Genomic DNA, 21,891 nt, shown 5'->3' with positions numbered 1-21,891 from the left:
GCCGCTTCGGCGCGGCCTGGACGTCAGAGCAGAGGGTCGATGATGGCCGACATTTCCTCAATCGACATCGCCCCTTTGTAGGTCTTTCCATTGATGAAGAAGGTCGGCGTCGAGTCGACCTTGAACTCGTCCGCGCCGCGTTTCTGGACTGCTCTCACATCGTCCAGAAGTTTCTGGTCCGTCAAGCAGGCCTCAAAGGACTCCTGTGTAAAACCAGCGAGCTTGGAGATCTGCAGCAGTGCTTCCTTGGTGTTGTTGACGCCGACCCAGCTGGGCTGCTGCTTGAACAGCACGTCGACCATCGGGAAATAGTTATCCTTGGCGCAACGCGCCAGCATGAAGCCGGCCTCGGCGCTCGGGTCGAAGGGAAATTCACGCAGGATGTAGCGCACCTTGCCGCTGTCGATGTATTTGGTCTTCAACTCAGGGAAGGTGGTTTCGTTGAAGTGCGCGCAATGCGGGCAAGTCATCGAGGCATATTCGACGATGGTGACCTTGGCGTCGTCCTTGCCAAGCTGCTTTTCGGGCAGCGCGCCCGGCTTCAGCAGCTGCGCCATGTCGACCGTGCCCTGCGCTTCCGGCACCTTTGCGGCCGCCGGCGTTGCCGGCTTGGCGGGCGTCGACGGGTTGGCGGGCTTCACATCGGCGGCCTTTGCGTCCTCGCCCGAGTCGCTGCATGCGGCGATGAGAGCCACCGCCGGAATGGCGGCCAGCGAGGTCAGAAGGTTTCTGCGAGACAAAGGACGGTTCATGCGAATCACCTGATATCGGTTGGATTTTGCAATGCAAAGGCTAGAAAAGGCGAGAGTTGGCGCGAATTAAGGCATCGCCGTCCCCATTCCAATCGCCAAATTTTGGCGTGCGTTCACGAATACGCGAGATTAGCGACAATCCTATGGTCTTTTCTGCCCCAGAATTGTCGCGCCGAGGCGCTCCAGCGAGGCGCGCAGGCCATCGTCCTCGATCTTGCCCACGGTTCGCGAAAGCTTCGCCTTCTCGGCGTCGTTGAGCGGTCTCGGCGCCGGTTTCGGCCGGGCCTTTTCGGACAGCACCGGCTTCTGCACGATCTTGATGCGGCCAATGGCGTTGAAGCCGAGGAAAGCATTGACGCGATTGATGATTTCGCCTGCCTCGTGCTGCAGGTGGAGCGCCGCCATGCCCTCGCACGCGATGATCAGCAGCGCCGGCTCGAACGGATCGTCCTCATGCAGGCGGCGCGGCCACTGGATCTTTTCCGGGCGCGAGCGGCCGGCTAGCCGGGGCCCGGCGATCTCCTCCCAGGACTGCACCAGCCCGATCGAGATGCCGGCCCGCTTCTTCAGCACCGGATCGAGGATCTCGGTTGCGAGATCGCTCACCGGGACGGGATTGCCGTAGGGCCTTTTCCCTGCCATGTGCGTTCTCCAATCCCCGAGCTCACCCGATCAATGGCATCGCACGACCAGACCCGCAAGGCCGCATCCGGCGAAAGCAGCGAAGCCGTTTCAGTCGCCTCCCGCCTGCTTGACTGGTACGACGCGCATCACCGCGACCTGCCGTGGCGCGTCGCGCCCAAGGCGCTGGCGGAGGGAGCCAACCCCGATCCCTACCGGGTTTGGCTGTCGGAAGTGATGCTGCAGCAGACCACGGTCGAAGCGGTCAAAGCCTATTTTCGCGCCTTCCTCGAAAAATGGCCTGACGTCCGGGCGCTGGCGGCGGCGCCCGCCGAGGACGTCATGAAAGCCTGGGCCGGGCTCGGCTACTATTCGCGGGCGCGCAACCTCAAGGCCTGCGCCGATCTTGTCGCTCAGCGCGGCGGCCGCTTTCCGGACACGGAGGCCGGCCTCAGGGAGTTGCCGGGGATCGGCACCTACACGGCGGCGGCGATCTCGGCCATCGCCTTCGACCGGCCGGCGGCCGTCGTCGACGGCAATGTCGAGCGGGTCGTGTCCAGGCTGAATTCGATCGCGACGCCGCTCACGGAGGCCAAGCCAGAAATCCGCGCGCTGGTCGAGCGGATGGTTCCGGCAAGGCGGCCGGGCGATTTCGCCCAGGCGATGATGGATCTCGGCGCCACGATCTGCACGCCGCGGCGGCCGCGCTGCATGCTGTGCCCGCTGCGCGCGGATTGCAGCGCCATTGTCTCGGGCGATCCCGAGCGTTTCCCCGTCCGCCGGCCCAAGGACGACAAGCCGCTCAGGCGGGGTGCGGCCTTCGTGGCCCAGCGCAGGGATGGCGCCATCCTGCTTCGCAAGCGCCCGGAAAAGGGCCTGCTCGGCGGCATGACCGAAGTGCCGACGACGGCGTGGAGCGCAAGGGTGGACGGCGCGACCACGGAGGCTGGGGCGCCGTTTGCGGCTGACTGGCGACGCGCCGGCCGGATCGCGCATGTCTTCACCCATTTCGCGCTCGAACTCGAAGTCTTTCATGCCCACATGAAAGGTGATGCGCCGGAAGGGCATTTCTGGTCGCTGGCCCATGAGATTTCCGGGGAGGCGCTGCCCACCGTCATGAAAAAGGTAATCGAGGCAGCGATACCGGGCGCGACCAAAGCGCGTCGCGTGTGACCGGGTCACGCGCGACACGCTATCCCAAACCGCTGCACTTTTGGGTGACATGCGCTAAGGCAGCGCCCGCATTGAAAGGACAGGCATGACCGAAATCCGCCACATCGTGTTCGACATCGGCAGGGTGCTGATCCACTACGATCCGGACCTTCCCTTCAGCCGCCTGATCCCCGATGCCGAGGAGCGGAAATGGTTCTTCGACAATGTCTGCACGCATGACTGGAACCTCGAGCAGGACCGCGGCCGGACATGGGCAGAGGCCGAAGCGCTGCTGATCGGCGAATACCCGGGCCATGCGGAGAATATTCGCAATTTCCGCCGGCATTGGCACGAGATGGTGCCGCATGCCTATGACGACAGCGTCGCCATCATGATCGGCCTGATCGAGGCCGGCCACGATGTCACCATGCTGACCAACTTTGCCTCGGATACGCTTGCCGAAGCCCGGCAGCGTTTCGGCTTCCTCAACCGTCCGCGCGGCGTGACCGTTTCGGCCGACATCCGGCAGATCAAGCCGGATCGCGCCATCTACGATCATCATGTCGCCGCGTTCGGCCTCGAACCGTCCGCGACGCTGTTCATCGATGACAGCCAGAAGAATGTCGACGGCGCCAGGGCGGCCGGCTGGCAGTCGGTGCTGTTCACCGACGCCGTAACGCTCAAGGCGGACCTCGAGCGTTACGGGATCAGGGCCTGATTTGAATCGCTTCGGACGATCCGCTGAAGTTCTGATTCAACTTTAACAGCGGGATCTCAGGCCCCTGCCCGCTCCATGCCGAGGCGGGCGATGCGGCGCAGCTCGTCGATCGGGGTGAGGCCGCCGCTACGCTCATAATGCCAGAAGGTCCAGCCGTTGCAGGCGTCCAGCCCCTGCACCTCGGCGCCGATCTTGTGGATCGAGCCGGCGCTGTCACCGATCGCCACCGTGCCGTCGGCGCGCACCTTGGCCGCCCAGCGCTTCTTGGCGTCGTAGAGGGTGGCGCCGGGCTGCATCAGTCCGGTGTCGATCAGGCTGATGAAGGCGACGCGCGGCTCGGCGCGCTTGCCGGACAATACGGTCAGGTCGGCGCCTTCCAGCGGCCGCACCGCGTCGATGCGCTCATTGGCGGCGTCGATATAGGCCTGCTCGCGCTCGATGCCGACGAAGTGGCGGCCGAGGCGCTTTGCCACCGCGCCGGTGGTGCCGGATCCGAAGAAGGGATCGAGCACGACGTCACCCGGCTTGGTCGAGGCCATCATGATGCGGGCGAGCAATGCTTCCGGCTTCTGCGTTGGATGCAGCTTGTCGCCATTGTCGTTCTTCAGCCGCTCCTGGCCGGTGCATATCGGGAACAGCCAGTCGGAGCGCATCTGGACGTCGTCGTTCGAGGCTTTCAGCGCCTCGTAGTTGAAGGTGTAGCCCTTGGCCTTCTGGTCGCGCGAGGCCCAGATCATCGTCTCATGCGCGTTCTGGAAGCGGCGGCCGCGGAAGTTCGGCATCGGGTTGGTCTTGCGCCAGACGACGTCATTGAGGATCCAGAAGCCGAGATCCTGCATCTTGGCGCCGACCCTGAAGATGTTGTGATAGGAGCCGATGACCCAGATGGTGCCGTTCGGCTTTAGCACGCGCCGCGCCGCCAGCAGCCAGGCGCGGGTGAAGGCGTCATAGGCCTCGAAACTCTCGAACTGGTCCCAGTCGTCGTCGACGGCATCGACCTTGGACTGGTCGGGCCGGTGCAGGTCGCCATCGAGCTGCAGGTTATAGGGCGGATCGGCGAAAATGACGTCGATGGACTTTTCGGGCAGCCGCTCGAGGGCCGCGATGCAGTCGCCCTTGAGGATGGTGTTCAGCCATTCGGATTGCTGGGGAGCGCGGGAGAGCTCGTCGAGAAGACGCACGGCTGACATTTTTACACCCAAGGCACGCGTTACTGTTTACTGTCCGTTATGGTTACCGATCAGCGTAAATATTCGGTGAAGGGCGGGACTGCCCCGGTCGAGACCTGCCGTGAATTTGCGAAGCCCGGCCGCTTGGTGTATGCCGCGCCGCCTGAGCCGTATCAGGCCAGCTTTCTCCCGCGTTCCGGATTGCCATGCCCCAGCCAGACCTTGTCATCTTCGATTGCGACGGCGTGCTCGTCGATTCCGAAATCATCGCCGCGCGCATCGAGGCCGAGCTCCTGACCTCGGCCGGGTATGAGATCTCGGCCGAGGAACTGGCCGAGACCTATGCCGGACTGACCTTCAAGGACATCATGATGCGGGTCGAGGAGAAATCGGCCATCCCGTTCCAGGCCTCGCTGATCGGCCGCGCCGAAGAGCTGGTCGACCGCAAGCTGCGCAGCGACGTGCGCGCCATCGACGGCGCGCGCGAGGCGGTCGCGGCGGTGACGGTGCGGCGCTGCGTCTGCTCGAATTCGCGCACGGAGCGGGTCGAGTTCATGCTGGAGAAGGTGGGGCTACTGCCGTTCTTCGCCGGCCGCATCTTTTCGGGGCTCGACATCCCCAGCAAAAAGACCAAGCCGGCTCCGGACGTGTTCCTTTACGCCGCCGAAAGGCTCAACGCCGATCCGAAAAATACCTTCGTCATCGAGGACTCGGTGCATGGCGTCACCGGCGCCAGGACGGCCGGCATGCGCGTCATCGGCTTCACCGGCGCCGCGCACAGCTATCCCGGCCACGCCGACGCGCTGACCGAAGCCGGCGCGGAGACGGTCATCCGCCGCTGGGCCGAGTTGAAAAGCGTGATTGCCGCGCTGTCGGAATGGTCGGCGGACGCTTGAAGCGTCCGCCCCAGCCCACCTCAGTTTGTCGCCGGAGCGGCCTTTTTCTTCCGCTTGCCCTTGTCGGTCGCGGCTTTCGGCGTGTTTTCGTCATATCCGGCAAAGGCCTGGTAGTCCTTGGCGGTCGGTTCCGGCACCAGGACGTTCTGGTCGGTGAAGACGAACTGCGTCGCGGCCGACGGGTCGGAGACCTGGACCTGGTACTGGTGGATCTGCGAGTAGAGCACATCGGTGCCGTGCATCACCGCGACGCGAATCGGCATGGTGATGGTGCCGGGCGCGAACATCGGCCCAGGCACGACCTTGCCGGCCACCGCTATCTTCATCGACAGCTGGCCGTTGGCGCGCATGCAATCGCGGGTCACGTCGGTGATCGAGGCCTGATAGATGACCTTGGCGGGATCGCGATCGGGATCGACAATGGTGCCATCAGGCGCGGTCTGGGCGGCGGCGGCCTCGGCGTCCTGCGCGGCGTCGGCCTTCTTCCTGGGCTTGGCGCCGCCCTTGGCATAGGTGTTGAAGTAGGCGGTGCCGTCGCGCAGCGTTACTTTCGGGCAATAGGCCTCCAACTGGCTGGCAAGCACCTTGGGGTCCTGCGGCGGCGGCGGCGCCTGGGTGTCCTTCTTGCCCAGACCAAAGCTCAGTATGCCATTGTCGCTCGATTGGCAGCCGGCGGCGGCAAGCATAAAGCCGGCAAGCGCCAGACCCGCGACAAAACGACGGTTGACCGAATGAAACGCCATGAACTCCACTTCCCTCTCGCAAAGCTGGTGACGTATATCAACGGCGCGGCGAAAATGCGACTGAGCCGGCTCGGAAAATTAACCAATTGGCGGTGGATGAACCCGCCGGCTGCAATGGACTTGTGACGATGCAATATGTGAGTACCCGCGGGGACGCGCCCGTGCTTGGATTTTCCGACGCGGTGCTGGCCGGGCTGGCCCGCGACGGCGGGCTCTATGTGCCGCGCGAATGGCCGCAGTTTTCCGCCGCCGACATCCGCGCCATGCGCGGACTCGCCTATCCCGACCTTGCCATTCGCGTGCTGACGCCGTTCCTGGGCGGCGAGATCGCGGCGCCCGTCTTCGAGCGGCTGGTGCGCGAGGCCTATGCCACCTTCCGCCACGAGGCCGTCTGCCCGCTGGTGCAGACCGGGGCGAACACTTTCGTGCTCGAACTCTTCCACGGCCCGACGCTCGCCTTCAAGGACGTCGCCATGCAACTGCTGGCGCGACTGATGGACCATGTGCTGGCCGAGCGCGGTCAGCGCGCCACAATCGTCGGCGCCACCTCCGGCGACACCGGCGGCGCCGCGATCGATGCTTTCGCCGGCCGCGACCGCACCGACATCTTCATCCTTTTCCCGCACGGCAAGGTCTCGCCGGTGCAGCAGCGGCAGATGACGACGTCAAGCGCGGCGAACGTGCATGCACTCTCGATCGAAGGCAATTTCGACGATTGCCAGGGCCTGGTGAAGGACATGTTCAACGACCACGGTTTTCGCGACCGGGTTTCGTTGTCGGGCGTCAATTCGATCAACTGGGCACGCATCATGGCCCAGATCGTCTATTATTTCTCCTCGGCGCTGTCGCTCGGCGCGCCCGACCGGCCGGTGTCGTTCACCGTGCCGACCGGCAATTTCGGCGATATCTTCGCCGGTTATGCCGCGAAAAGAATGGGATTGCCGATCGATCGGCTGATCATCGCCACCAATGACAACGACATATTGGCGCGCACGCTGGCGAGCGGCGAATACCACACCAAGGGCGTGTTCGCCACGACCTCGCCGTCGATGGACATCCAGGTGTCGTCGAACTTCGAGCGCCTGCTGTTCGAGGCGGCCGACCGCGATGCCGAGACCGTGCGGCGCTACATGAACGGGCTGAAGCAGTCCGGCGCCTTCACCATCGAGGCGGGCGAAATCGCGAAGATCCGCGCCGAATTCGACGCCGGCCGCTCAAGCGTCGACGAGGTCGCCGCCACCATCCGTTCGACGCTCGCGGCGAGCAACTATCTGCTCGACCCGCACACGGCGGCGGCCGTGCACGTTGCCGCCGGCAAGGTCGATGGCGCAGTCCCCATGGTGGTGCTGGGCACCGCGCATCCAGCCAAGTTCCCGGCCGCGGTCGAGGCCGCCAGCGGCATCACGCCGGCCCTGCCGGCATGGCTGGGCGCATTGATGACAGCCGACGAAAAATACACGGTACTTCCCTCCGACCTGAAAATGGTGGAAGATTACGTCGGACGCCACACGCGGGCGGCGCGTTAAGGAGTACTTGCCATATGGGTGTTGAGGTAAGCCGTCTGTCGAACGGCCTGACAGTCGCAACCGAAACCCTTCCAAGCCTCGAATCCGTTGCCCTCGGTGCCTGGGTCAAGTCGGGCGCACGCAATGAGCGTGAGGAAGAGCACGGAATGGCCCATTTGCTCGAGCATATGGCCTTCAAGGGCACGAAAAGGCGCACCGCCTTCGAGATCGCCTCGGAAATCGAGAATGTCGGCGGCGAGATCAACGCCGCCACCAGCGTCGAGACCACCTCCTATTACGCCAGGGTGCTCTCCGACGACGTGCCGCTGGCGGTCGACATCCTGGCAGACATCCTGCAGGAGTCCGAATTCGACCCTGAAGAACTCGAGCGCGAACAGCATGTGATCCTGCAGGAAATCGGCGCCGCGCACGACACGCCCGACGATATCGTCTTCGATCGCTTCACCGAAACCGCCTTCCGCCACCAGACGATCGGCCGCTCGATCCTCGGCACCCCGGAAACGGTCAAATCCTTCACCTCCAAGCAGCTGCACAATTTCATCGAGCGCCAGTACGGCGCCGAGCGCATGGTGGTCGTGGCCGCCGGCGACATCAAGCACGACAATTTCGTGCGCGAGGTGGAGAAGCGGCTCGGCGGCTTCCGCGCCAAGGCCGAGAGCAGCATTCCGCAATACGCGCAATATGTCGGCGGCGACTTCCGCGAGGATCGCGACCTGATGGACGCGCAGATCGTGCTCGGCTTCGAGGGCCGCGCCTATCATGTGCGCGATTTCTACGCCTCGCAGGTGCTGTCGATGATCCTTGGCGGCGGCATGTCGTCGAGGCTGTTCCAGGAGGTGCGCGAGAAACGCGGCCTGTGCTACTCGGTCTACGCGTTCCACTGGGGCTTTTCCGACACCGGCATATTCGGCGTGCACGCCGCGACCGGGCAGAGCGATATCGCCAAGCTGGTGCCGGTCATCATTGACGAATTGCAGAAGGCCGGCGAGAACATCCTGCAGGAGGAGCTCGACCGGGCGCGCGCGCAATACCGCGCCGGTTTGATCATGTCGGCCGAAAGCCCGGCCAGCCGCGCCTCGCAGATCGCCAGGCAGTTGCTTCTGTTCGGCCGGCCGATCGCCAAGGAAGAGCTGATGGAACGGCTGGCGGCGCTCACCACCGAGCGGCTCACCGATCTCTCGTCGCGGTTGTTTTCGACCAAGCCGACGCTCACCGCCGTCGGACCCGTGGGGACGCTGGCGCCCTATGAGGCGATTCTCGATTCGCTTTCGGGTCCGCAGACGACGGCCCGCAAGCTCGCCGTCTAGTCCTGCTCAAGCGCCATGTTCGCGCTCCCTTTCTTTCGCCGCGACCTGCCGGCACTGAAGGGCGACAAGGTCACGCTGCGCGTGCCGCTGACCAACGACTATCGCGATTGGTCGACGCTGCGCGGTGAAAGCCGCGCGTTCCTGGAGCCGTGGGAGCCGCGCTGGACGCCGGATGAGCTCGACCGCACGGCATGGCGGCTGCGCATCAGCCGCTATCGCGAGGATTACGCGCAAGGCACCGCGATCGCCTTCTTCATCTTCGAGAAGTCGAGCGGCAAGCTCGCCGGCGGCATCACCCTCGGCAACATCCGCCATGGCGTCGCGCAAAGCGGCCATATCGGCTACTGGATCGGCGAGCGCTATGGCGGCCGCGGTCTGATGACTGAGGCGGTCAAGCTGGTGTCGCGCTTCGCCTTCGATACGCTGAGGTTGCACCGGATCGAAGCGGCCTGTATTCCCGACAACGCCCGGTCGATCCGCGTGCTTGAAAAAGCCGGATTCCGGCGCGAAGGACTTCTGCGATCCTACCTCAGGATCAATGGTATCTGGCAGGATCATTACCTCTACGCCCGGATCGCGGACGATCCGCCGGGCGCTGGAACGAAGGGCTGATAGTTGACGAATTTTTTGCGATTCGCGTCGCTGCTCGCCCTTGTCCTGGCGATGGTCGTTGCGCTCTGCGCAGCCTCGCCGGCGTTCGCCGTCGAGCCGATCAAGATCGCCCGCGACGACGTGGCGCTCGATCTCTCGCGCGCCTTCGATCTGTACCCGAATCAGGGCGAGAATTTCCAGGTCTCGACAGCCCCCGGCCCCGACGGCATCGTAAGGCGCATCGAGGTGGAAGCGAAGGATTCGCGATCGAGTGGCGACTGGGCCGTGTTCGCGCTCGCCAACACCACCGACCAGCAACTCGACCGGCTGATCGTGGCGCCGCATTTCCGGCTGGTGAATTCCGGCATCTTCTGGCCCGATCTCGGCGCGACACGTATCGCCGCGATCACGCCCAGCGAAGGCTTCGCGCTCGACCGCCAGACCAGCCCCGATGCCGACGTCTTCCGGGTGACGCTGAACCCCGGCACTGTGGTCACCTTTGTCGCCGAGCTTGCCTCGCCGAAACTGCCGCAGGTCTACCTCTGGGATCCGGAATCCTACAAGGACTCGGTCAATTCCTACACGCTGTTCCGCGGCATCGTCATCGGCATCGCCGGCCTGCTGGCGCTGTTCCTGACCATCCTGTTCGTCGTCAAGGGCACCTCGATGTTCCCGGCGACGGCCGCGCTTGCCTGGGCGGTGCTTGCCTATATCTGCGTCGATTTCGGCTTCCTCAACAAGATCATCGAGATATCGCCCGGCAATGAACAGATGTGGCGCGCCGGAACGGAGGTGGCGCTGGCGGCGACCTTCGTTGTGTTCCTGTTCGCCTATCTCAACCTCAACCGCTGGCACGGCCATTTCAGCTACGGCGCGCTGGTCTGGATCCTCGGCCTGCTCTTGATCGCCGGCGTCGCCATCATCGATCCTGCGGTGGCGGCCGGCATTGCCCGCATCTCGTTCGCGGCAACCGCGCTGACCGGGCTCGGCCTGATCATCTTCCTCGGCATTCGTGGCTATGACCGTGCGATCATGCTGGTGCCGAGTTGGGTTATGGTCTTGCTGTGGCTATGCGGGTCGTGGATGGCGATCACCGGCATGCTCGACAACGATATCGCCCAGCCAGCGCTGGGCGGCGGCCTGATCCTGATCATCCTTCTGATCGGCTTCACCGTCATGCAGCACGCCTTCGCCGGCGGTGGCGCCCATCAGGGCCTGTTCTCCGATCTCGAACGGCAGGCGCTCGCCGTCGCCGGATCGGGCGACATCGTCTGGGACTGGGACGTGCTGCGCGACCGCGTCGTCACCAAGCCGGATGTCAGCCTGCAGCTTGGCCTTGCCCCCAACAGCCTAGGCGGGGCGGCCCGCAACTGGCTGCCGGTACTGCACGCCGACGACCGCGACACCTTCCGCACCACGCTCGACGTTGTGCTGGAGCACCGTCGCGGCCGGGTGGCGCAGAATTTCCGCCTGCGCGGCGCCGACGGCCACTATCACTGGTTCGCGCTGCGCGCCCGCCCGGTGATCGGCTCGGACGGCGAGGTGATCCGCTGCGTCGGCACCATGGTCGACGTCACCGAGCAGAAGAAATCCGAGGAACGGCTGCTGCACGATGCCGTGCACGACAATCTGACCGGCCTGCCGAACCGCGAACTGTTCATGAACCGGCTGGAGGCGATCATCTCGATCGCCCGCACCGAAGACAAGGTGCGCCCGACCGTCTTCGTCATCGACATCGACCGCTTCAAGCAGGTCAATGACGGCCTCGGCATCTCGGCCGGCGACACCATCCTGCTCACCATCGCGCGCCGTCTGCACCGGCTCTTGAAGCCGAAGGATTCGCTGTCGCGCTTTGCCGGCGACCAGTTCGCGCTGATGCTGCTGTCGGAACAGGATCCGGCCCGCATCGCCGCGGTGGCGGACGCCATCAAGCATGCAATCAACAACCCGATCACCTTCGCCAAGCGCGAGATCGTGCTGACCGCCTCGATCGGGCTGATCACCTGGACGACGGCGCAGACCTCGTCCGAGGACATGGTCAAGGACGCCGAGCTTGCCATGCACCAGGCCAAGCGCTTCGGCGGCGACAGGATCGAACCGTTCCGGCCGGCCTTCCGCACCGTCGGCACCGACCGGCTGCAGTTCGAATCCGACCTGCGCCGCGCCATCGAACGGCGTGAGTTCACCCTCGCCTACCAGCCGATCGTGCGGCTGGAGGACGGCAGCGTCGCCGGCTTCGAGGCGCTGCTCAGGTGGGACCATCCGCGCCGCGGCATGATCCCGCCGGCGGATTTCATTCCCGTCGCCGAGAATTGCGGGCTGATCGTGCAGCTCGGCCTGTTCGCCATGCAGCAGGCGGCCGAGGACCTGGCGACCTGGCAGAAGCAGATCGGCGACGCGCCGCTGTCGGTTTCGGTCAACCTCTCCAGCCGCCAGCTGATCCGCCGCGACCTGGTCAGCGACGTGCGCTCGGTCATCGCGCGCGCCAATCTGAAGCCGCGCTGCTTCCGCCTCGAGCTCACCGAATCGCTGGTGATGGACAACCCCGAGCAGACCTCGCATGTGCTGACCAAGCTGAAGCAGCTCGGCATCGGGCTGTCGCTCGACGATTTCGGCACCGGCTATTCGTCGCTGTCCTATCTGACGCGCTTCCCCTTCGACACGATCAAGATCGACAAGAGCTTCGTCGACGACGCGACGCCGAAACGCGCCGTGCTGCTCAAGTCCATGGTCAATATGGCGCACGAGCTTGGCCTGTCCGTCGTGGCGGAAGGCATCTCGGACGAAAGCGATGCGCTGGAGTTGCGCCAGATGGGCTGCGAATATGTGCAGAGCTTCATGTTCGGCGCGCCGATGCCCGGCGACCAGGTGCTGAAGACGCTGAAGGAACAGTATCCGCTGACGCAGGCCTGATCAGGCGTGGCCGGCGGCCAGGCTGAGATGCGCGAGATCGATGCCGATCGAGGCGAGGATGCGGTCGTATTTGCGCTCGATGTCGGCGTCGAACAGAAGTTCCGGCGTCGCCGGGCAGGTCAGCCAGCCATTCTCGGCGATCTCGCTTTCGAGCTGGCCTGCGCCCCAGCCGGAATAGCCGAGCGCCATCAGCGCATGGCGGGGACCGCGGCCGGACGAGATGGCGCGCAATATGTCGACGGTGGCGGTCAGGCAGATGTCGTCGGAAACGCTGAGCGAGGATTCCACCCGGTAGTCGCCGGAATGCAGGACGAAGCCGCGGCTGCGGTCCACCGGCCCGCCGTTGCGCACGACGAAATCGCGCGCATGCGCCGGCAGGCGGATCGCCTCCTGCTCGTTCATGATGCCGAGCTGCACCAGGAGGTCCGGAAACAGCATCTGCTGCGTCTGGTTGATGATCAGGCCCATCGCGCCCTCGTCGCTGTGGGCGCAGATGTAGATGACGGAGCGCGTGAAGCGGTCGTCCTTCATGCCGGGCATGGCAATCAGGAACTGATCGTCGAGAAAGCCGCGTCCGGCGGCCGTCTTCTTGTGGCGCAACAAGTCCATGGATGGGAGGGTAACGCGTTTCCCGGGCGTCGGAAAGATGCGCCGCGCGCGATTTGCGGCCGGCGTGCCGCTGCCGATTGCGCCGCGCGCTTTTTGGCACGCGCACGATGTCACGCAAATATGATACCGAATGGCTGATGAAATCATTGCGCAGCCATGAACTGACGATCAAATCACCGCCATGCAAAGCTTGAAGATCCTGCTGCTCTGCTCCGCCTTTGGATTGGGAACGAGCATTCCCGCCTCGGCCTCCTCCTCGATCTGGTACAACAGCGAAGGCGGCCAGGTGCGGCTCGTCACCAGCGGCAAGCCCGACGAGGCCGGGCGCGTCCAGGGCGTGCTCGACATTGCGCTGAAGCCCGGCTGGAAAACCTATTGGCGCGACCCTGGCGATGCTGGCGTGCCGCCGCAGATCGACATTTCGCCGAGCACCAACGTGGCGAGCGCCGCCTTCTCGTTTCCGCCACCGCAGCGCCATGACGACGGCTACGGCAAATGGGCCGGCTACGACCATCCGGTGTCGCTGCCGGTGACCTTCACGCTGTCGGCCGCCGACCAGCCGGCCATCATCGTGGCCGATGTCTTCCTCGGCATCTGCGAGACGATCTGCATTCCTGTGCAGACGCGACTGACCATCGACCCGGCTTCCGACGCGGACAACGCCAAGGATGCGGCGCAGGTGAAGGCGGCATTCGCGGCGCTGCCGGCGCCGCCACGGCCCGATTTCGGCGTCAACGTGCTGCCGGGCGACCATGAGACGCTGGTCGTCGAAGCGAGCTTCCCGGGCGATCCGGAAGCGGCCGACTTCTTCGTCGCCGGCGAGCGGGACTATATGTTCGGCGCCCCGTTGCGCAGCCAGAAGGACGGCAAGCTGGTGTTCACGGTGCCGATCCTCGACCGGCCGTCGACGACGCCAACCGATGGCGGGCTGCACTACACGCTGACCAGCGCCGACGGCGCGGTCGAGGGTCTGCTACCTTTCCCGTGACGCAGATCGCAACATCTCTTGCTCCAGGCGGCCCGGCAGTTGCGGGCAGCATCCGACTTCGCTATCGCAGGGGCACGTCCTGCCCTCCATCTCTCCCAATCATCGAACGAGGTATTCCATGATCTCCGTTGGCGACAAACTGCCCGAAGCGACCTTCAAGACGATGACCGCCGACGGCGCCAAGCCGATCACGGCGGCCGAGATCTTCGCAGGAAAGAAGGTGGTGCTGTTCGGCGTGCCCGGCGCCTTCACGCCGACCTGCAGCAACAACCATTTGCCCGGCTATCTGGAAAACCGTGACGCCATTCTGGCGCGCGGCGTCGACACGATCGCCGTCGTCTCTGTCAACGACGCGCATGTCATGGGCGCCTGGGCGCGCTTCACCGGCGGCGAAGACAAGATCCTCTATCTGGCCGACGGCAGTGGCGACTTCGCCAAGTCGGTCGGTCTCGACAACGACCTTTCGGCAAGCGGCATGGGGCTGCGCTCGAAGCGCTTTTCGATGATCGTCGAAGACGGCAAGGTCACCGCTCTCAACGTCGAGACCAAGCCCGGTGTCGACACGTCGGGCGCTGCTCACATCCTGGAACAGCTCTAGCCCGCAGCCGGGACGAGCCACACACCGCCAAGGATCGCGCCCGACAGCGCTTGGCGTTTCTTGCCTATTGGGGGACCTGACCGATGCTCGACGTGATCTGGCGCAGCGTGGCGATCGGCATTGGCGCCACGGCGTTGATGGATGTCTGGGCCATTTTCCTCCACAAGGCCTTTGCCCAGCCGCGGCCGAACTGGGGGCCGGTCGGCCGCTGGGTCTGGCACCTCAGGAGCAAAATCTTCCACGACGACATCGGCGATGCCGTGCCCTACCGGCATGAAGCGGCGTTGGGCTGGGCTTTCCATTATTTCGTTGGCATCGTCTACGGCATCATCCTGGTCGTGCTGGCCGGAACGGCCTGGCTCACCCAGCCGACTTTCCTGCCGGCCTTCATCCTGGGGATCGTCACCGTCGGCGCCGGCTGGTTCCTGCTTGCGCCTGGCATGGGCGCCGGCTGGGCCGCCTCGAAGCGGCCAAATCCAATGCAGATCCGCGCCCTCAACCTCGTCGCGCACACGGTGTTCGCGCTGGGGCTCTACGGCACCGCCCTGCTGATCCGCTGAGGGACGGCGCGAATGGTCACGATCCGCTGGCGGCGCGTGGCTTCATCGAGGCGACAGTGTCGATGATTTCCTGGCGCAGCGCGCCCTTCTGCGCCTCGAACTGCTCTCGCGTGACGCCCTGACCGCCGGTGGCGGTGACGCCGAATTCCTCCAGCGCGAATTCGTAGCGCGTCTTCCATCTGATCACATGCCCGGTCATCGCCTGGGTGTGCGCCGGCACCGAGCCCGGATGCGCCGGCAGGCCGCACAATTGCGTGGTCCGCGCATCCGCAGCCAGCATGACGACATTCCAGTCGTCGAAGCCGATCAGATCCATCTGGGCATAGAGGAACGCCCCGTGCTCGCCGTCCCAGATCGTGTCGCCGATGACCAGGAAGGGAGCGGCACGGCAATAGCCGTGGCGTGCCGTCATCTCGCTGTTGAAGGTTTCGGTGCGCTGCTGAAGCCGGTACCGGGCAGCTGCAAAAAGGGCGATGTAGTCGTCGGCCGTGCGCATGATGTTGCGCTGGTCGTCCGGCGCGAAGCCGAGTTCGCGCAGCATCGAGCCGATTTTCGGATCGTTCCAGAGTTCCTTGGAGAAGACGCGCGTCACGCCATCGGAATCGGGCGTCGGACGCATCATCTTCTTGAGGTCGGCAAAGCTGTGCTTTTGCTTGCCGAAGGTCCTGCGCCCGAACATCTTCGCAATACCTCGTGCCAGGTCGATCGCGGCAGTCTATCGCGTCACGCGTAAAATTGAATTTAATCCGAAGCCTCGATTTGTCCCGGTCCGGCCAACTCAATCATCGAGGCGCGGTGAGGCCCTGTCGATCGGCCGCCATCCGTGGATGAGGCTGTGAGCGCCGATATCGTAGGCGAAATAGTTGCCGCCGCCCGCCGGCTGATCCGCCTCGCGGCTGATTGCCCGCCCGGTCAGAGAAAGCAGCAGGAGCGTCCCCACGCCTCCATGGCCGACGAAAGCGGTATCGCCGGGATCGTCGTTGCCGAGCACCGCGTCGACCTCGCTCACGATGCGGCGCTGGGCATCGATGGCCCGCTCCCATCCGCGAATGCTGTCGTTTGGATTGGCGAAGAACTGGTCGGCGACGGCTTCGAACTCCGGCGGCGGCAGGAAACCCGTCGCCGACCGGTCGTTCTCATGCATCCGCTCCCTTACCTCGACCGCGAGGCGCAGACGCGTCGCGAGGATTTCGGCGGTCTCTATCGCCTTGCGTTCAGCCGACGACACGATACGCCGGATCGACCCGATCCAGGGCTGATCGAGCATTGCGACCGCCCTTGCCTTTCCGATGTCGGACAGCCCCCATTCCGGCACCGGAACGTTGGCATCGACCTGAACCTGGGGATGCGTGATGTAGTATGCGATCGGCACGATAGAGGTTCTTCCTGCCGGCGAGCGGACCGCTCCCGCAATCAATAGCTCTGCGTCGAGCGCCGTGCTTTTGCGACCGTCGGTCGTGTTGGCTGTGCCGCCGGCTGCGGCGCGGCAGCAGGCCTGATCGGGCCCTTCTTGAATGGCGCCATGCCTTCGCGAGCGAGCTCGTCGGCGCGCTCGTTCTCGACATGGCCGGCATGACCCTTGACCCAGTTCCAGGTCACCTGATGGCGTCTATTTGCAGCATCGAGGGCCTGCCAGAGCTCGCCGTTCTTGACCGGCTTCTTGTCGGCGGTCTTCCAGCCGTTCTTCTTCCAGCCGTGGATCCACTTGGAAATGCCGTCCATGACGTATTTGCTGTCGGTGTGAAGCTCGACCGCGCAGGGCTCCTTCAGCGCTTCAAGCGCGGAGATGGCGGCCAGCAGTTCCATGCGGTTGTTGGTGGTCTCGGCCTCGCCGCCCGACAGTTCCTTGGTCTTGCCGTTGAAGCGAAGGATGGCGCCCCAGCCGCCAGGGCCCGGATTGCCCGAGCAGGCGCCGTCGGTGAAGATTTCAACATGCTTGGTCATAGCAATCCGTATTCGGAAGGAGATCTGATCGCCCGATGGAAGCGCATGCGGCGGATGTATTCGGTCGGGTCGCGCTTCATCACCAGCCCGCCATTGGGAATGGTCAGCCAGTCGTAGAGCCGGGTCAACATGAAGCGCAGCGCCGAGCCGCGCGCCAGCATCGGCAGCGCCGCCTTCTCGTCGCCGGAAAGCTGCCGCACGCTCTGGTAACCGGCGAGCAGCGCCGTGCCCTTGGTCAGATTGAAGGAAAAATCCTTCTCGAAGCACCAGGCGTTGAGGCAGGTGGCAACGTCATAGGCGTAGAGGTCGTCGCAGGCGAAATAGAAATCGATCAGGCCGGACAGTTTCTCGCCGAGAAAGAAGACATTGTCCGGGAAAAGGTCGGCATGGATGATGCCTTGCGGCAGGTCCTTCGGCCAGTTGCGCTCAAAATCGGCGAAATCGGCATCGACCTCGGCCGCCAAGCCCGGCTCAACCTCGTCGGCACGGTCGCGAGAAGCGTCCCACAATTTGCGCCAGCCATCGATGGCGAGCGCATTCGGTCGCCGCATCGCAAAATCCCGGCCGGCAAGATGGAGTTCGGCCAGCGCCTTGCCGACCTCGCCGCAATGCGCCGCTGTCGGCCGCCGCAGCGACAGACCTTCGAGAAAGGTGATGATGACGGCGGGCCGGCCGGCGAGCTGGCCGATGACGGTGCCGTCATGCGCGGTGACCGGCAGCGGGCAGGAAATACCTTTCCTTGCGAGATGGCCCATCAGGCCGAGGAAGAACGGCAGGTCGGCCTTGTCGACGCGCTTTTCGTAGAGCGTCAGGATGTAGGAACCGCTGGTGGCGTGCAGCAGGAAGTTGGAATTCTCGGTGCCTTCGGCGATGCCCTTATAGGACAGCAATTCGCCGACCGGATAGGCCTTCAGGAACGCGCCGAGCTCGCCCTCGTTGACATCGGTATAGACGGCCATGGGCTGTTCACGCGGCTCCGTTGACGAAGGCCATGTCGGCCGCCGTCAGTTCGACATCGCGCAGAACCCGCATCACCGGAAAGTCCTCCGTTTCGGTCGCCGTCACCGCCAGTTCGATCGTCACGTCGAAGCGCTGCCGGAAGGCATCGATGATCTCGTCGACGATGATCTCGGGCGCCGAGGCGCCCGCCGACAGGCCGAGCGTCGAGATACTGGCGATGTCATTCCACGGAATCTCTGCGGCACGCTGCACGAGAAGCGACATCTTGGCGCCGGCGCGTTCGGCGACCTCGACAAGACGCCGCGAGTTGGAGGAGTTGGGGGCGCCGACGATGAGATAGAGATCGGCGCCGGCGGCGGTCTCCTTCACCGCTTCCTGGCGATTGGTGGTGGCGTAGCAGATCGATTCGGCGGCCGGCGCGTGCAGCTCTGGAAAGCGCTGCTCGAGCGCCCGGATGATGCCGGCGGTGTCCTCGACCGAGAGCGTCGTCTGGGTGACGAAGCCGAGGGCTGCGGGGTCGGCCGGCTCGAAGACGGCGGCATCGGCCTCGGTCTCGATCAGCGTGACGGCGCCGTCCGACAATTGGCCCATCGTGCCGATCACCTCCGGGTGGCCGGCGTGACCGATCAGGAGCACGTGGCGGCCAAGGCGCTGGTGACGCATTGCCTGCTTGTGCACCTTGGACACCAGCGGGCAGGTGGCGTCGAGGTAGAAGAGGTTGCGCGCCTGGGCATCGGCCGGCACCGATTTCGGCACGCCATGCGCGGAAAAAACGACCGGGCTCTGGCGATGCTCCGCAGGTATCTCGGACAGTTCCTCGATGAACACCGCGCCCAGGCTCTGCAGCCCCTCGACGACATAGCGGTTGTGCACGATCTCGTGGCGGACATAGACCGGCGCGCCATACTTCTTCAGCGCCAGCACGACGATCTGGATCGCGCGGTCGACGCCGGCGCAGAAGCCGCGCGGCTGGCAGAGCCTGATCGTCAGCGGTGGCTTTGTCTGAAGCATGATTGCGGACCGGTTGATCGGAACTAACTCAAGCGCGAATACCTAGGGCGCGAAATGAGGCGCGCACCCCTGCCCTGTCAAGGGCAGCGTCTCCATCACCCTGCTTTCGCCGGGCGGCGAAGCCTGAACAGCAGGACGCCGGCAAGCGCGGCGGCAAGGCCGTACCAGGTGACGGCGTATTGCAGGTGGCTGTTCGGCAGATCGATGATGGTGACGCCACCGACCGGCAGACCGCCGGGATTCGGCGTCTTGTCGGCATCGATGAAGAACGGCACCAGTCCGGCCCCGGCGGGCAGGCCGGCGCTCGCAGCCATCGCATCGCGGTCCTTCCAGTAGAAGATGTTCTTTTGCACATCATTGTCGGGAAGCATCATCGAGGGCTTGCCCGCCAGCGGATTGCGGGCGAGCCCGGTAATCGTGACCTTGCCGGCGACCTCGCCTTGCGGCCGCTTGGCAGCATCCTTCAGGTCGTAGGGGACGAAGCCGCGGTTGACGAGCACGAAGCGGCCATCGTCGAGCTGCAGGGGCGTGAAGACGTCGAAGCCGGAGGCGCCTTCCCAGGTGGCGAAGAAATGGCGCTCGCCCAGGTGCAGGAAGGTGCCGGTCACCGTGACCGGCGTGTAGTCGACGTCGCCTGTGGCTGCGAACTGCTTTTCGAGCTCGGCCAGAGGGCGTGGCGCCGAATGCGTGCGCTGCTCGATGGTCTGGAGCAGGCCTTCCTTCCAGTGCAGGCGCTGGACCTGCCAGGTGCCAAGGCCGATCAGGACGGCGAACAGCGCCATGCCGAGGATGAGCAGCAACGCCCGCTTCGGCCGCGAGCGGCCCGCCGCCACGCCGGATGCCTCGCTCATTGGTCGGTGTCCAGCCTGCCCTCGGCGGCCTTGTTGCGGTATTGCAGCGTCACGAGCACGCCCTTGATCAGCCTGAGCGCCGTCAGGCACAGCGCCAGGGCCAGCGGTATCCAAAGCAGCAGGTGCACCCAGAGCGGCGGCCCGAGCGTCACCTCCATCCACAGCGCCAGGCCGACGACAATGAATCCGATGATCAGGATGACGAACACGGCAGGCCCGTCGCCGGCATCGGCGAAGGAATAGTCGAGGCCGCAATTGACGCAGCGCTTGCCAACGCTGAGGAAGCCCGAAAACAGCCGGCCCTCGCCGCAGCGCGGGCAGCGGCCGCGCAGGCCGGCCGAGATCGGCTCGATCGGTGGCCAGATGGCCTTGTCCTCGCTCATTGCAGGCATCCTAGATCATTACGAGCAAAAGATAAGGCGGCCACGTCGCCGCAGCCGCCTCGTCACATTCCTCGGACTGCTGTCAGTGGGCTTCGATCATCGCGCCGTTCGAGGCCCAGACGTAGATGGCGCTGAACAGGAACAGCCAGACCACGTCGACGAAGTGCCAGTACCAGGCAGCCGCCTCGAAGCCGAAATGCTGCTTCGGGGTGAAGTCGCCCTTCATCGCGCGCACCAGGCAGACCAGCAGGAAGATGGTGCCGATGATGACGTGGAAGCCGTGGAACCCGGTGGCCATGAAGAAGGTGGCGCCGTAGATGGAATCCTTGAAGCCGAACGGCGCGTGCATGTACTCGTAGGCCTGCACCATGGTGAACAGCATGCCGAGGCCGACGGTCAGCACGAGGCCGTTGATCAGGCCCTTGCGGTCGCCATGGATGAGCGAATGGTGCGCCCAGGTCACCGTCGTGCCCGACAAAAGCAGGATGATGGTGTTGTAGAGCGGCAGGTGGAAGGGGTCGAGGACCTCCATGCCCTTCGGCGGCCAGACGCCGCCGGTAAAGGCGGTGCGGGCATATTGCTGCGTCTCGCCCGGAAACAGGCTGGCGTCGAAGAAGGCCCAGAACCAGGCGACGAAGAACATCACCTCGGAAGCGATGAACATGATCATGCCGTAGCGCAGATGCAGCGACACGACGCGGGTGTGATGGCCCTCATGCGCTTCCTTGATGGTGTCGGACCACCAGGCGAACATGGTGTAGATCACGATCAGGAGGCCGATGAAGAACAGCCACGGATTGGCGATGTTGTGGCCGAAGATCGGGAAGCTGCCGGCCTTCAGATACTGCATCAGGCAGACGCCGCCGATGGCGGTCACCAGGGCGCCGACGGAGCCCAGGAACGGCCACGGGCTGGGGTCGACGAGATGGTAGTCGTGCTGTGGTTTTGCGTGTGCGTCTGCCATATCAACCCCCGAGGCTTGCTTCGGTATTCGGAACTTTGTTGGTGCTTTGGGCCGGCGCCGACGATGCGACGGGCTTGTTCTTGTCGACCGGGAACATGGTGTAGGACAGGGTGATGGTCTTCAAGTCCTTCAGTTCCGGCACGTTGACGATGTCGGGATCTACATAGAACACGACCGGCATGTCCAGCGATTCACCGGGCTTCAGCGTCGTGTCGGTGAAGCAGAAGCACTCCACCTTGTTGAAGTAGGGACCGGCCAGTTCAGGCTGCACGTTGAAGGTGGCGCGGCCGGTGAAGGGGCGGTCGAACTTGTTGGTGGCGCTGAAATGCGCCTGCACCGTCTCGCCGATCTTGATGGTGACCGAGCGGGCGACCGGCTGGAACTCCCAAGGAACCCCGGCGGTGTTGGCGTCGAAGCGGACGGTGATGTCGCGGTCGAGCACCCGGTCGGCATATTGCTGGGTGGCGCGCTTGACCGTGCCGCCATAGCCGGTGGCCTGGCAGAACATGGTGTAGAGCGGCACAGCGGCATAGGCCATGCCGATCATGCCGCCGAAGAAGGCGATGCAGACGCCGGCGACGACGCGGTTGGTGTTCTTCTTGGTGGGATCGGTGACCGTTTCGCGCGCCATGATC

At 64.6% G+C, this 21,891-nt stretch carries 24 protein-coding genes; 10 read left to right on the top strand and 14 right to left on the bottom strand.

The window, feature by feature from the left end; all coding sequences use genetic code 11:
* Positions 1–23: 23 nt before the first annotated feature.
* On the bottom strand, positions 24–752 hold the full coding sequence (locus EN846_RS06525; RefSeq protein ID WP_127284006.1) for a DsbA family protein: 729 nt from the start codon (positions 750–752) through the stop codon (positions 24–26).
* Positions 753–893: 141 nt separating this feature from the next.
* On the bottom strand, positions 894–1,394 hold the full coding sequence (locus EN846_RS06520; protein WP_127392254.1) for a DUF721 domain-containing protein: 501 nt from the start codon (positions 1,392–1,394) through the stop codon (positions 894–896).
* A 33-nt stretch (positions 1,395–1,427) separates the two neighbouring features.
* On the opposite strand from EN846_RS06520, the gene mutY reads away from it, so the two are divergent.
* Positions 1,428–2,546 carry an A/G-specific adenine glycosylase gene (gene mutY / locus EN846_RS06515; protein WP_127392253.1) on the top strand — a complete coding sequence of 373 codons (1,119 nt, stop codon included), beginning with the start codon at positions 1,428–1,430 and terminating at the stop codon, positions 2,544–2,546.
* Between the two features lie 85 nt (positions 2,547–2,631).
* Positions 2,632–3,243, top strand: a complete 612-nt coding sequence (locus tag EN846_RS06510; RefSeq protein ID WP_127392252.1) for an HAD family phosphatase — start codon at positions 2,632–2,634, stop codon at positions 3,241–3,243.
* Positions 3,244–3,299: 56 nt separating this feature from the next.
* On the opposite strand, the gene EN846_RS06505 is transcribed toward EN846_RS06510, so the two are convergent.
* Positions 3,300–4,433: a site-specific DNA-methyltransferase gene (locus EN846_RS06505; protein WP_127392251.1), complete on the bottom strand. Its 1,134-nt coding sequence runs from the start codon at positions 4,431–4,433 to the stop codon at positions 3,300–3,302.
* Positions 4,434–4,618: 185 nt separating this feature from the next.
* Between EN846_RS06505 and EN846_RS06500 the strand changes: the two genes are divergently transcribed.
* Positions 4,619–5,308, top strand: a complete 690-nt coding sequence (locus EN846_RS06500) for an HAD family phosphatase (protein ID WP_127392250.1) — start codon at positions 4,619–4,621, stop codon at positions 5,306–5,308.
* Between the two features lie 20 nt (positions 5,309–5,328).
* Here EN846_RS06500 and EN846_RS06495 read toward each other — a convergent pair whose 3' ends face one another.
* A complete protein-coding gene (locus EN846_RS06495; protein WP_127392249.1) occupies positions 5,329–6,051 on the bottom strand; it encodes a hypothetical protein in 723 nt (240 codons plus the stop codon).
* A 128-nt stretch (positions 6,052–6,179) separates the two neighbouring features.
* Here EN846_RS06495 and thrC point away from each other — a divergent pair, with 128 nt between their 5' ends.
* From thrC to EN846_RS06475, 4 genes are read left to right on the top strand one after another with little or no spacing between them, the layout of a single operon-like run.
* On the top strand, positions 6,180–7,577 hold the full coding sequence (gene thrC, locus EN846_RS06490) for a threonine synthase (protein WP_127392248.1): 1,398 nt from the start codon (positions 6,180–6,182) through the stop codon (positions 7,575–7,577).
* A 14-nt stretch (positions 7,578–7,591) separates the two neighbouring features.
* Positions 7,592–8,884, top strand: coding sequence for a pitrilysin family protein (locus EN846_RS06485; RefSeq protein ID WP_127282492.1), 1,293 nt, complete (start codon positions 7,592–7,594; stop codon positions 8,882–8,884).
* Between the two features lie 15 nt (positions 8,885–8,899).
* Positions 8,900–9,496, top strand: a complete 597-nt coding sequence (locus EN846_RS06480; RefSeq protein WP_127282493.1) for a GNAT family protein — start codon at positions 8,900–8,902, stop codon at positions 9,494–9,496.
* Between the two features lie 3 nt (positions 9,497–9,499).
* Entirely contained in the window at positions 9,500–12,388 is a 2,889-nt protein-coding gene (locus tag EN846_RS06475) for an EAL domain-containing protein (RefSeq protein ID WP_128346056.1), read from the top strand.
* Here the strand turns inward: EN846_RS06475 and EN846_RS06470 are convergent, their stop codons facing one another.
* Positions 12,389–12,997, bottom strand: coding sequence for a YqgE/AlgH family protein (locus EN846_RS06470; RefSeq protein WP_127282495.1), 609 nt, complete (start codon positions 12,995–12,997; stop codon positions 12,389–12,391).
* A gap of 181 nt (positions 12,998–13,178) precedes the next feature.
* Here EN846_RS06470 and EN846_RS06465 point away from each other — a divergent pair, with 181 nt between their 5' ends.
* The 3 genes from EN846_RS06465 (at position 13,179) to EN846_RS06455 (ending at position 15,143) form a co-directional block, all read left to right on the top strand.
* The gene (locus tag EN846_RS06465) at positions 13,179–13,985 is read left to right on the top strand and encodes a protein-disulfide reductase DsbD domain-containing protein (RefSeq protein ID WP_128346055.1); all 807 of its coding nucleotides are present in this window, start codon (positions 13,179–13,181) and stop codon (positions 13,983–13,985) included.
* Positions 13,986–14,103: 118 nt separating this feature from the next.
* Positions 14,104–14,583: a peroxiredoxin gene (locus EN846_RS06460; RefSeq protein ID WP_127282497.1), complete on the top strand. Its 480-nt coding sequence runs from the start codon at positions 14,104–14,106 to the stop codon at positions 14,581–14,583.
* Positions 14,584–14,666: 83 nt separating this feature from the next.
* The gene (locus EN846_RS06455) at positions 14,667–15,143 is read left to right on the top strand and encodes a DUF2938 domain-containing protein (RefSeq protein WP_127282498.1); all 477 of its coding nucleotides are present in this window, start codon (positions 14,667–14,669) and stop codon (positions 15,141–15,143) included.
* Positions 15,144–15,159: 16 nt separating this feature from the next.
* Here EN846_RS06455 and EN846_RS06450 read toward each other — a convergent pair whose 3' ends face one another.
* The 9 genes from EN846_RS06450 to EN846_RS06410 form a co-directional block, all read right to left on the bottom strand.
* Positions 15,160–15,822 carry a hypothetical protein gene (locus EN846_RS06450; protein WP_127282499.1) on the bottom strand — a complete coding sequence of 221 codons (663 nt, stop codon included), beginning with the start codon at positions 15,820–15,822 and terminating at the stop codon, positions 15,160–15,162.
* A gap of 99 nt (positions 15,823–15,921) precedes the next feature.
* Entirely contained in the window at positions 15,922–16,515 is a 594-nt protein-coding gene (locus EN846_RS06445) for a histidine phosphatase family protein (RefSeq protein WP_127282500.1), read from the bottom strand.
* Between the two features lie 41 nt (positions 16,516–16,556).
* Positions 16,557–17,087, bottom strand: a complete 531-nt coding sequence (gene rnhA, locus EN846_RS06440) for a ribonuclease HI (RefSeq protein WP_127282501.1) — start codon at positions 17,085–17,087, stop codon at positions 16,557–16,559.
* The gene (locus EN846_RS06435) at positions 17,084–18,046 is read right to left on the bottom strand and encodes a homoserine kinase (protein ID WP_127392062.1); all 963 of its coding nucleotides are present in this window, start codon (positions 18,044–18,046) and stop codon (positions 17,084–17,086) included. The genes rnhA and EN846_RS06435 overlap by 4 nt, the downstream gene beginning before the upstream one ends.
* Before the next feature lie 7 nt (positions 18,047–18,053).
* Positions 18,054–19,058 (bottom strand): 4-hydroxy-3-methylbut-2-enyl diphosphate reductase, encoded by a 1,005-nt coding sequence (ispH, locus tag EN846_RS06430; protein ID WP_127392061.1) that lies wholly within the window; start codon positions 19,056–19,058, stop codon positions 18,054–18,056.
* Between the two features lie 95 nt (positions 19,059–19,153).
* Positions 19,154–19,909 (bottom strand): SURF1 family protein, encoded by a 756-nt coding sequence (locus tag EN846_RS06425; protein ID WP_187331210.1) that lies wholly within the window; start codon positions 19,907–19,909, stop codon positions 19,154–19,156.
* Positions 19,906–20,292: a DUF983 domain-containing protein gene (locus EN846_RS06420; RefSeq protein WP_127392060.1), complete on the bottom strand. Its 387-nt coding sequence runs from the start codon at positions 20,290–20,292 to the stop codon at positions 19,906–19,908. The genes EN846_RS06425 and EN846_RS06420 overlap by 4 nt, the downstream gene beginning before the upstream one ends.
* Positions 20,293–20,374: 82 nt before the next feature.
* Positions 20,375–21,256, bottom strand: coding sequence for a cytochrome c oxidase subunit 3 (locus tag EN846_RS06415; protein ID WP_127282505.1), 882 nt, complete (start codon positions 21,254–21,256; stop codon positions 20,375–20,377).
* Between the two features lies 1 nt (position 21,257).
* Positions 21,258–21,887 carry a cytochrome c oxidase assembly protein gene (locus EN846_RS06410; protein ID WP_127392059.1) on the bottom strand — a complete coding sequence of 210 codons (630 nt, stop codon included), beginning with the start codon at positions 21,885–21,887 and terminating at the stop codon, positions 21,258–21,260.
* Positions 21,888–21,891 lie beyond the last annotated feature (4 nt).

Origin of the sequence: Mesorhizobium sp. M4B.F.Ca.ET.203.01.1.1, assembly GCF_004791025.1 — a bacterium.
In the GTDB taxonomy this organism is placed as follows: Bacteria; Pseudomonadota; Alphaproteobacteria; order Rhizobiales; family Rhizobiaceae; genus Mesorhizobium; species Mesorhizobium abyssinicae.
Note: the sequence above shows the minus strand (reverse complement) of the source record. Positions and strands in the feature narration are given on the sequence as shown.

Coding starts and splice junctions, on each gene's coding strand:
- EN846_RS06450 (WP_127282499.1), bottom strand. CDS start 15,822: ATGTTCGGGCGCAGGACCTTCGGCAAGCAAAAGCACAGCTTTGCCGAC.
- EN846_RS06460 (WP_127282497.1), top strand. CDS start 14,104: ATGATCTCCGTTGGCGACAAACTGCCCGAAGCGACCTTCAAGACGATG.
- EN846_RS06415 (WP_127282505.1), bottom strand. CDS start 21,256: ATGGCAGACGCACACGCAAAACCACAGCACGACTACCATCTCGTCGAC.
- EN846_RS06500 (WP_127392250.1), top strand. CDS start 4,619: ATGCCCCAGCCAGACCTTGTCATCTTCGATTGCGACGGCGTGCTCGTC.
- EN846_RS06510 (WP_127392252.1), top strand. CDS start 2,632: ATGACCGAAATCCGCCACATCGTGTTCGACATCGGCAGGGTGCTGATC.
- mutY (WP_127392253.1), top strand. CDS start 1,428: ATGGCATCGCACGACCAGACCCGCAAGGCCGCATCCGGCGAAAGCAGC.
- EN846_RS06465 (WP_128346055.1), top strand. CDS start 13,179: ATGCAAAGCTTGAAGATCCTGCTGCTCTGCTCCGCCTTTGGATTGGGA.
- EN846_RS06425 (WP_187331210.1), bottom strand. CDS start 19,909: ATGAGCGAGGCATCCGGCGTGGCGGCGGGCCGCTCGCGGCCGAAGCGG.
- rnhA (WP_127282501.1), bottom strand. CDS start 17,087: ATGACCAAGCATGTTGAAATCTTCACCGACGGCGCCTGCTCGGGCAAT.
- thrC (WP_127392248.1), top strand. CDS start 6,180: ATGCAATATGTGAGTACCCGCGGGGACGCGCCCGTGCTTGGATTTTCC.
- EN846_RS06495 (WP_127392249.1), bottom strand. CDS start 6,051: ATGGCGTTTCATTCGGTCAACCGTCGTTTTGTCGCGGGTCTGGCGCTT.
- ispH (WP_127392061.1), bottom strand. CDS start 19,058: ATGCTTCAGACAAAGCCACCGCTGACGATCAGGCTCTGCCAGCCGCGC.
- EN846_RS06505 (WP_127392251.1), bottom strand. CDS start 4,433: ATGTCAGCCGTGCGTCTTCTCGACGAGCTCTCCCGCGCTCCCCAGCAA.
- EN846_RS06520 (WP_127392254.1), bottom strand. CDS start 1,394: ATGGCAGGGAAAAGGCCCTACGGCAATCCCGTCCCGGTGAGCGATCTC.
- EN846_RS06455 (WP_127282498.1), top strand. CDS start 14,667: ATGCTCGACGTGATCTGGCGCAGCGTGGCGATCGGCATTGGCGCCACG.
- EN846_RS06480 (WP_127282493.1), top strand. CDS start 8,900: ATGTTCGCGCTCCCTTTCTTTCGCCGCGACCTGCCGGCACTGAAGGGC.
- EN846_RS06420 (WP_127392060.1), bottom strand. CDS start 20,292: ATGAGCGAGGACAAGGCCATCTGGCCACCGATCGAGCCGATCTCGGCC.
- EN846_RS06410 (WP_127392059.1), bottom strand. CDS start 21,887: ATGGCGCGCGAAACGGTCACCGATCCCACCAAGAAGAACACCAACCGC.
- EN846_RS06470 (WP_127282495.1), bottom strand. CDS start 12,997: ATGGACTTGTTGCGCCACAAGAAGACGGCCGCCGGACGCGGCTTTCTC.
- EN846_RS06485 (WP_127282492.1), top strand. CDS start 7,592: ATGGGTGTTGAGGTAAGCCGTCTGTCGAACGGCCTGACAGTCGCAACC.
- EN846_RS06525 (WP_127284006.1), bottom strand. CDS start 752: ATGAACCGTCCTTTGTCTCGCAGAAACCTTCTGACCTCGCTGGCCGCC.
- EN846_RS06435 (WP_127392062.1), bottom strand. CDS start 18,046: ATGGCCGTCTATACCGATGTCAACGAGGGCGAGCTCGGCGCGTTCCTG.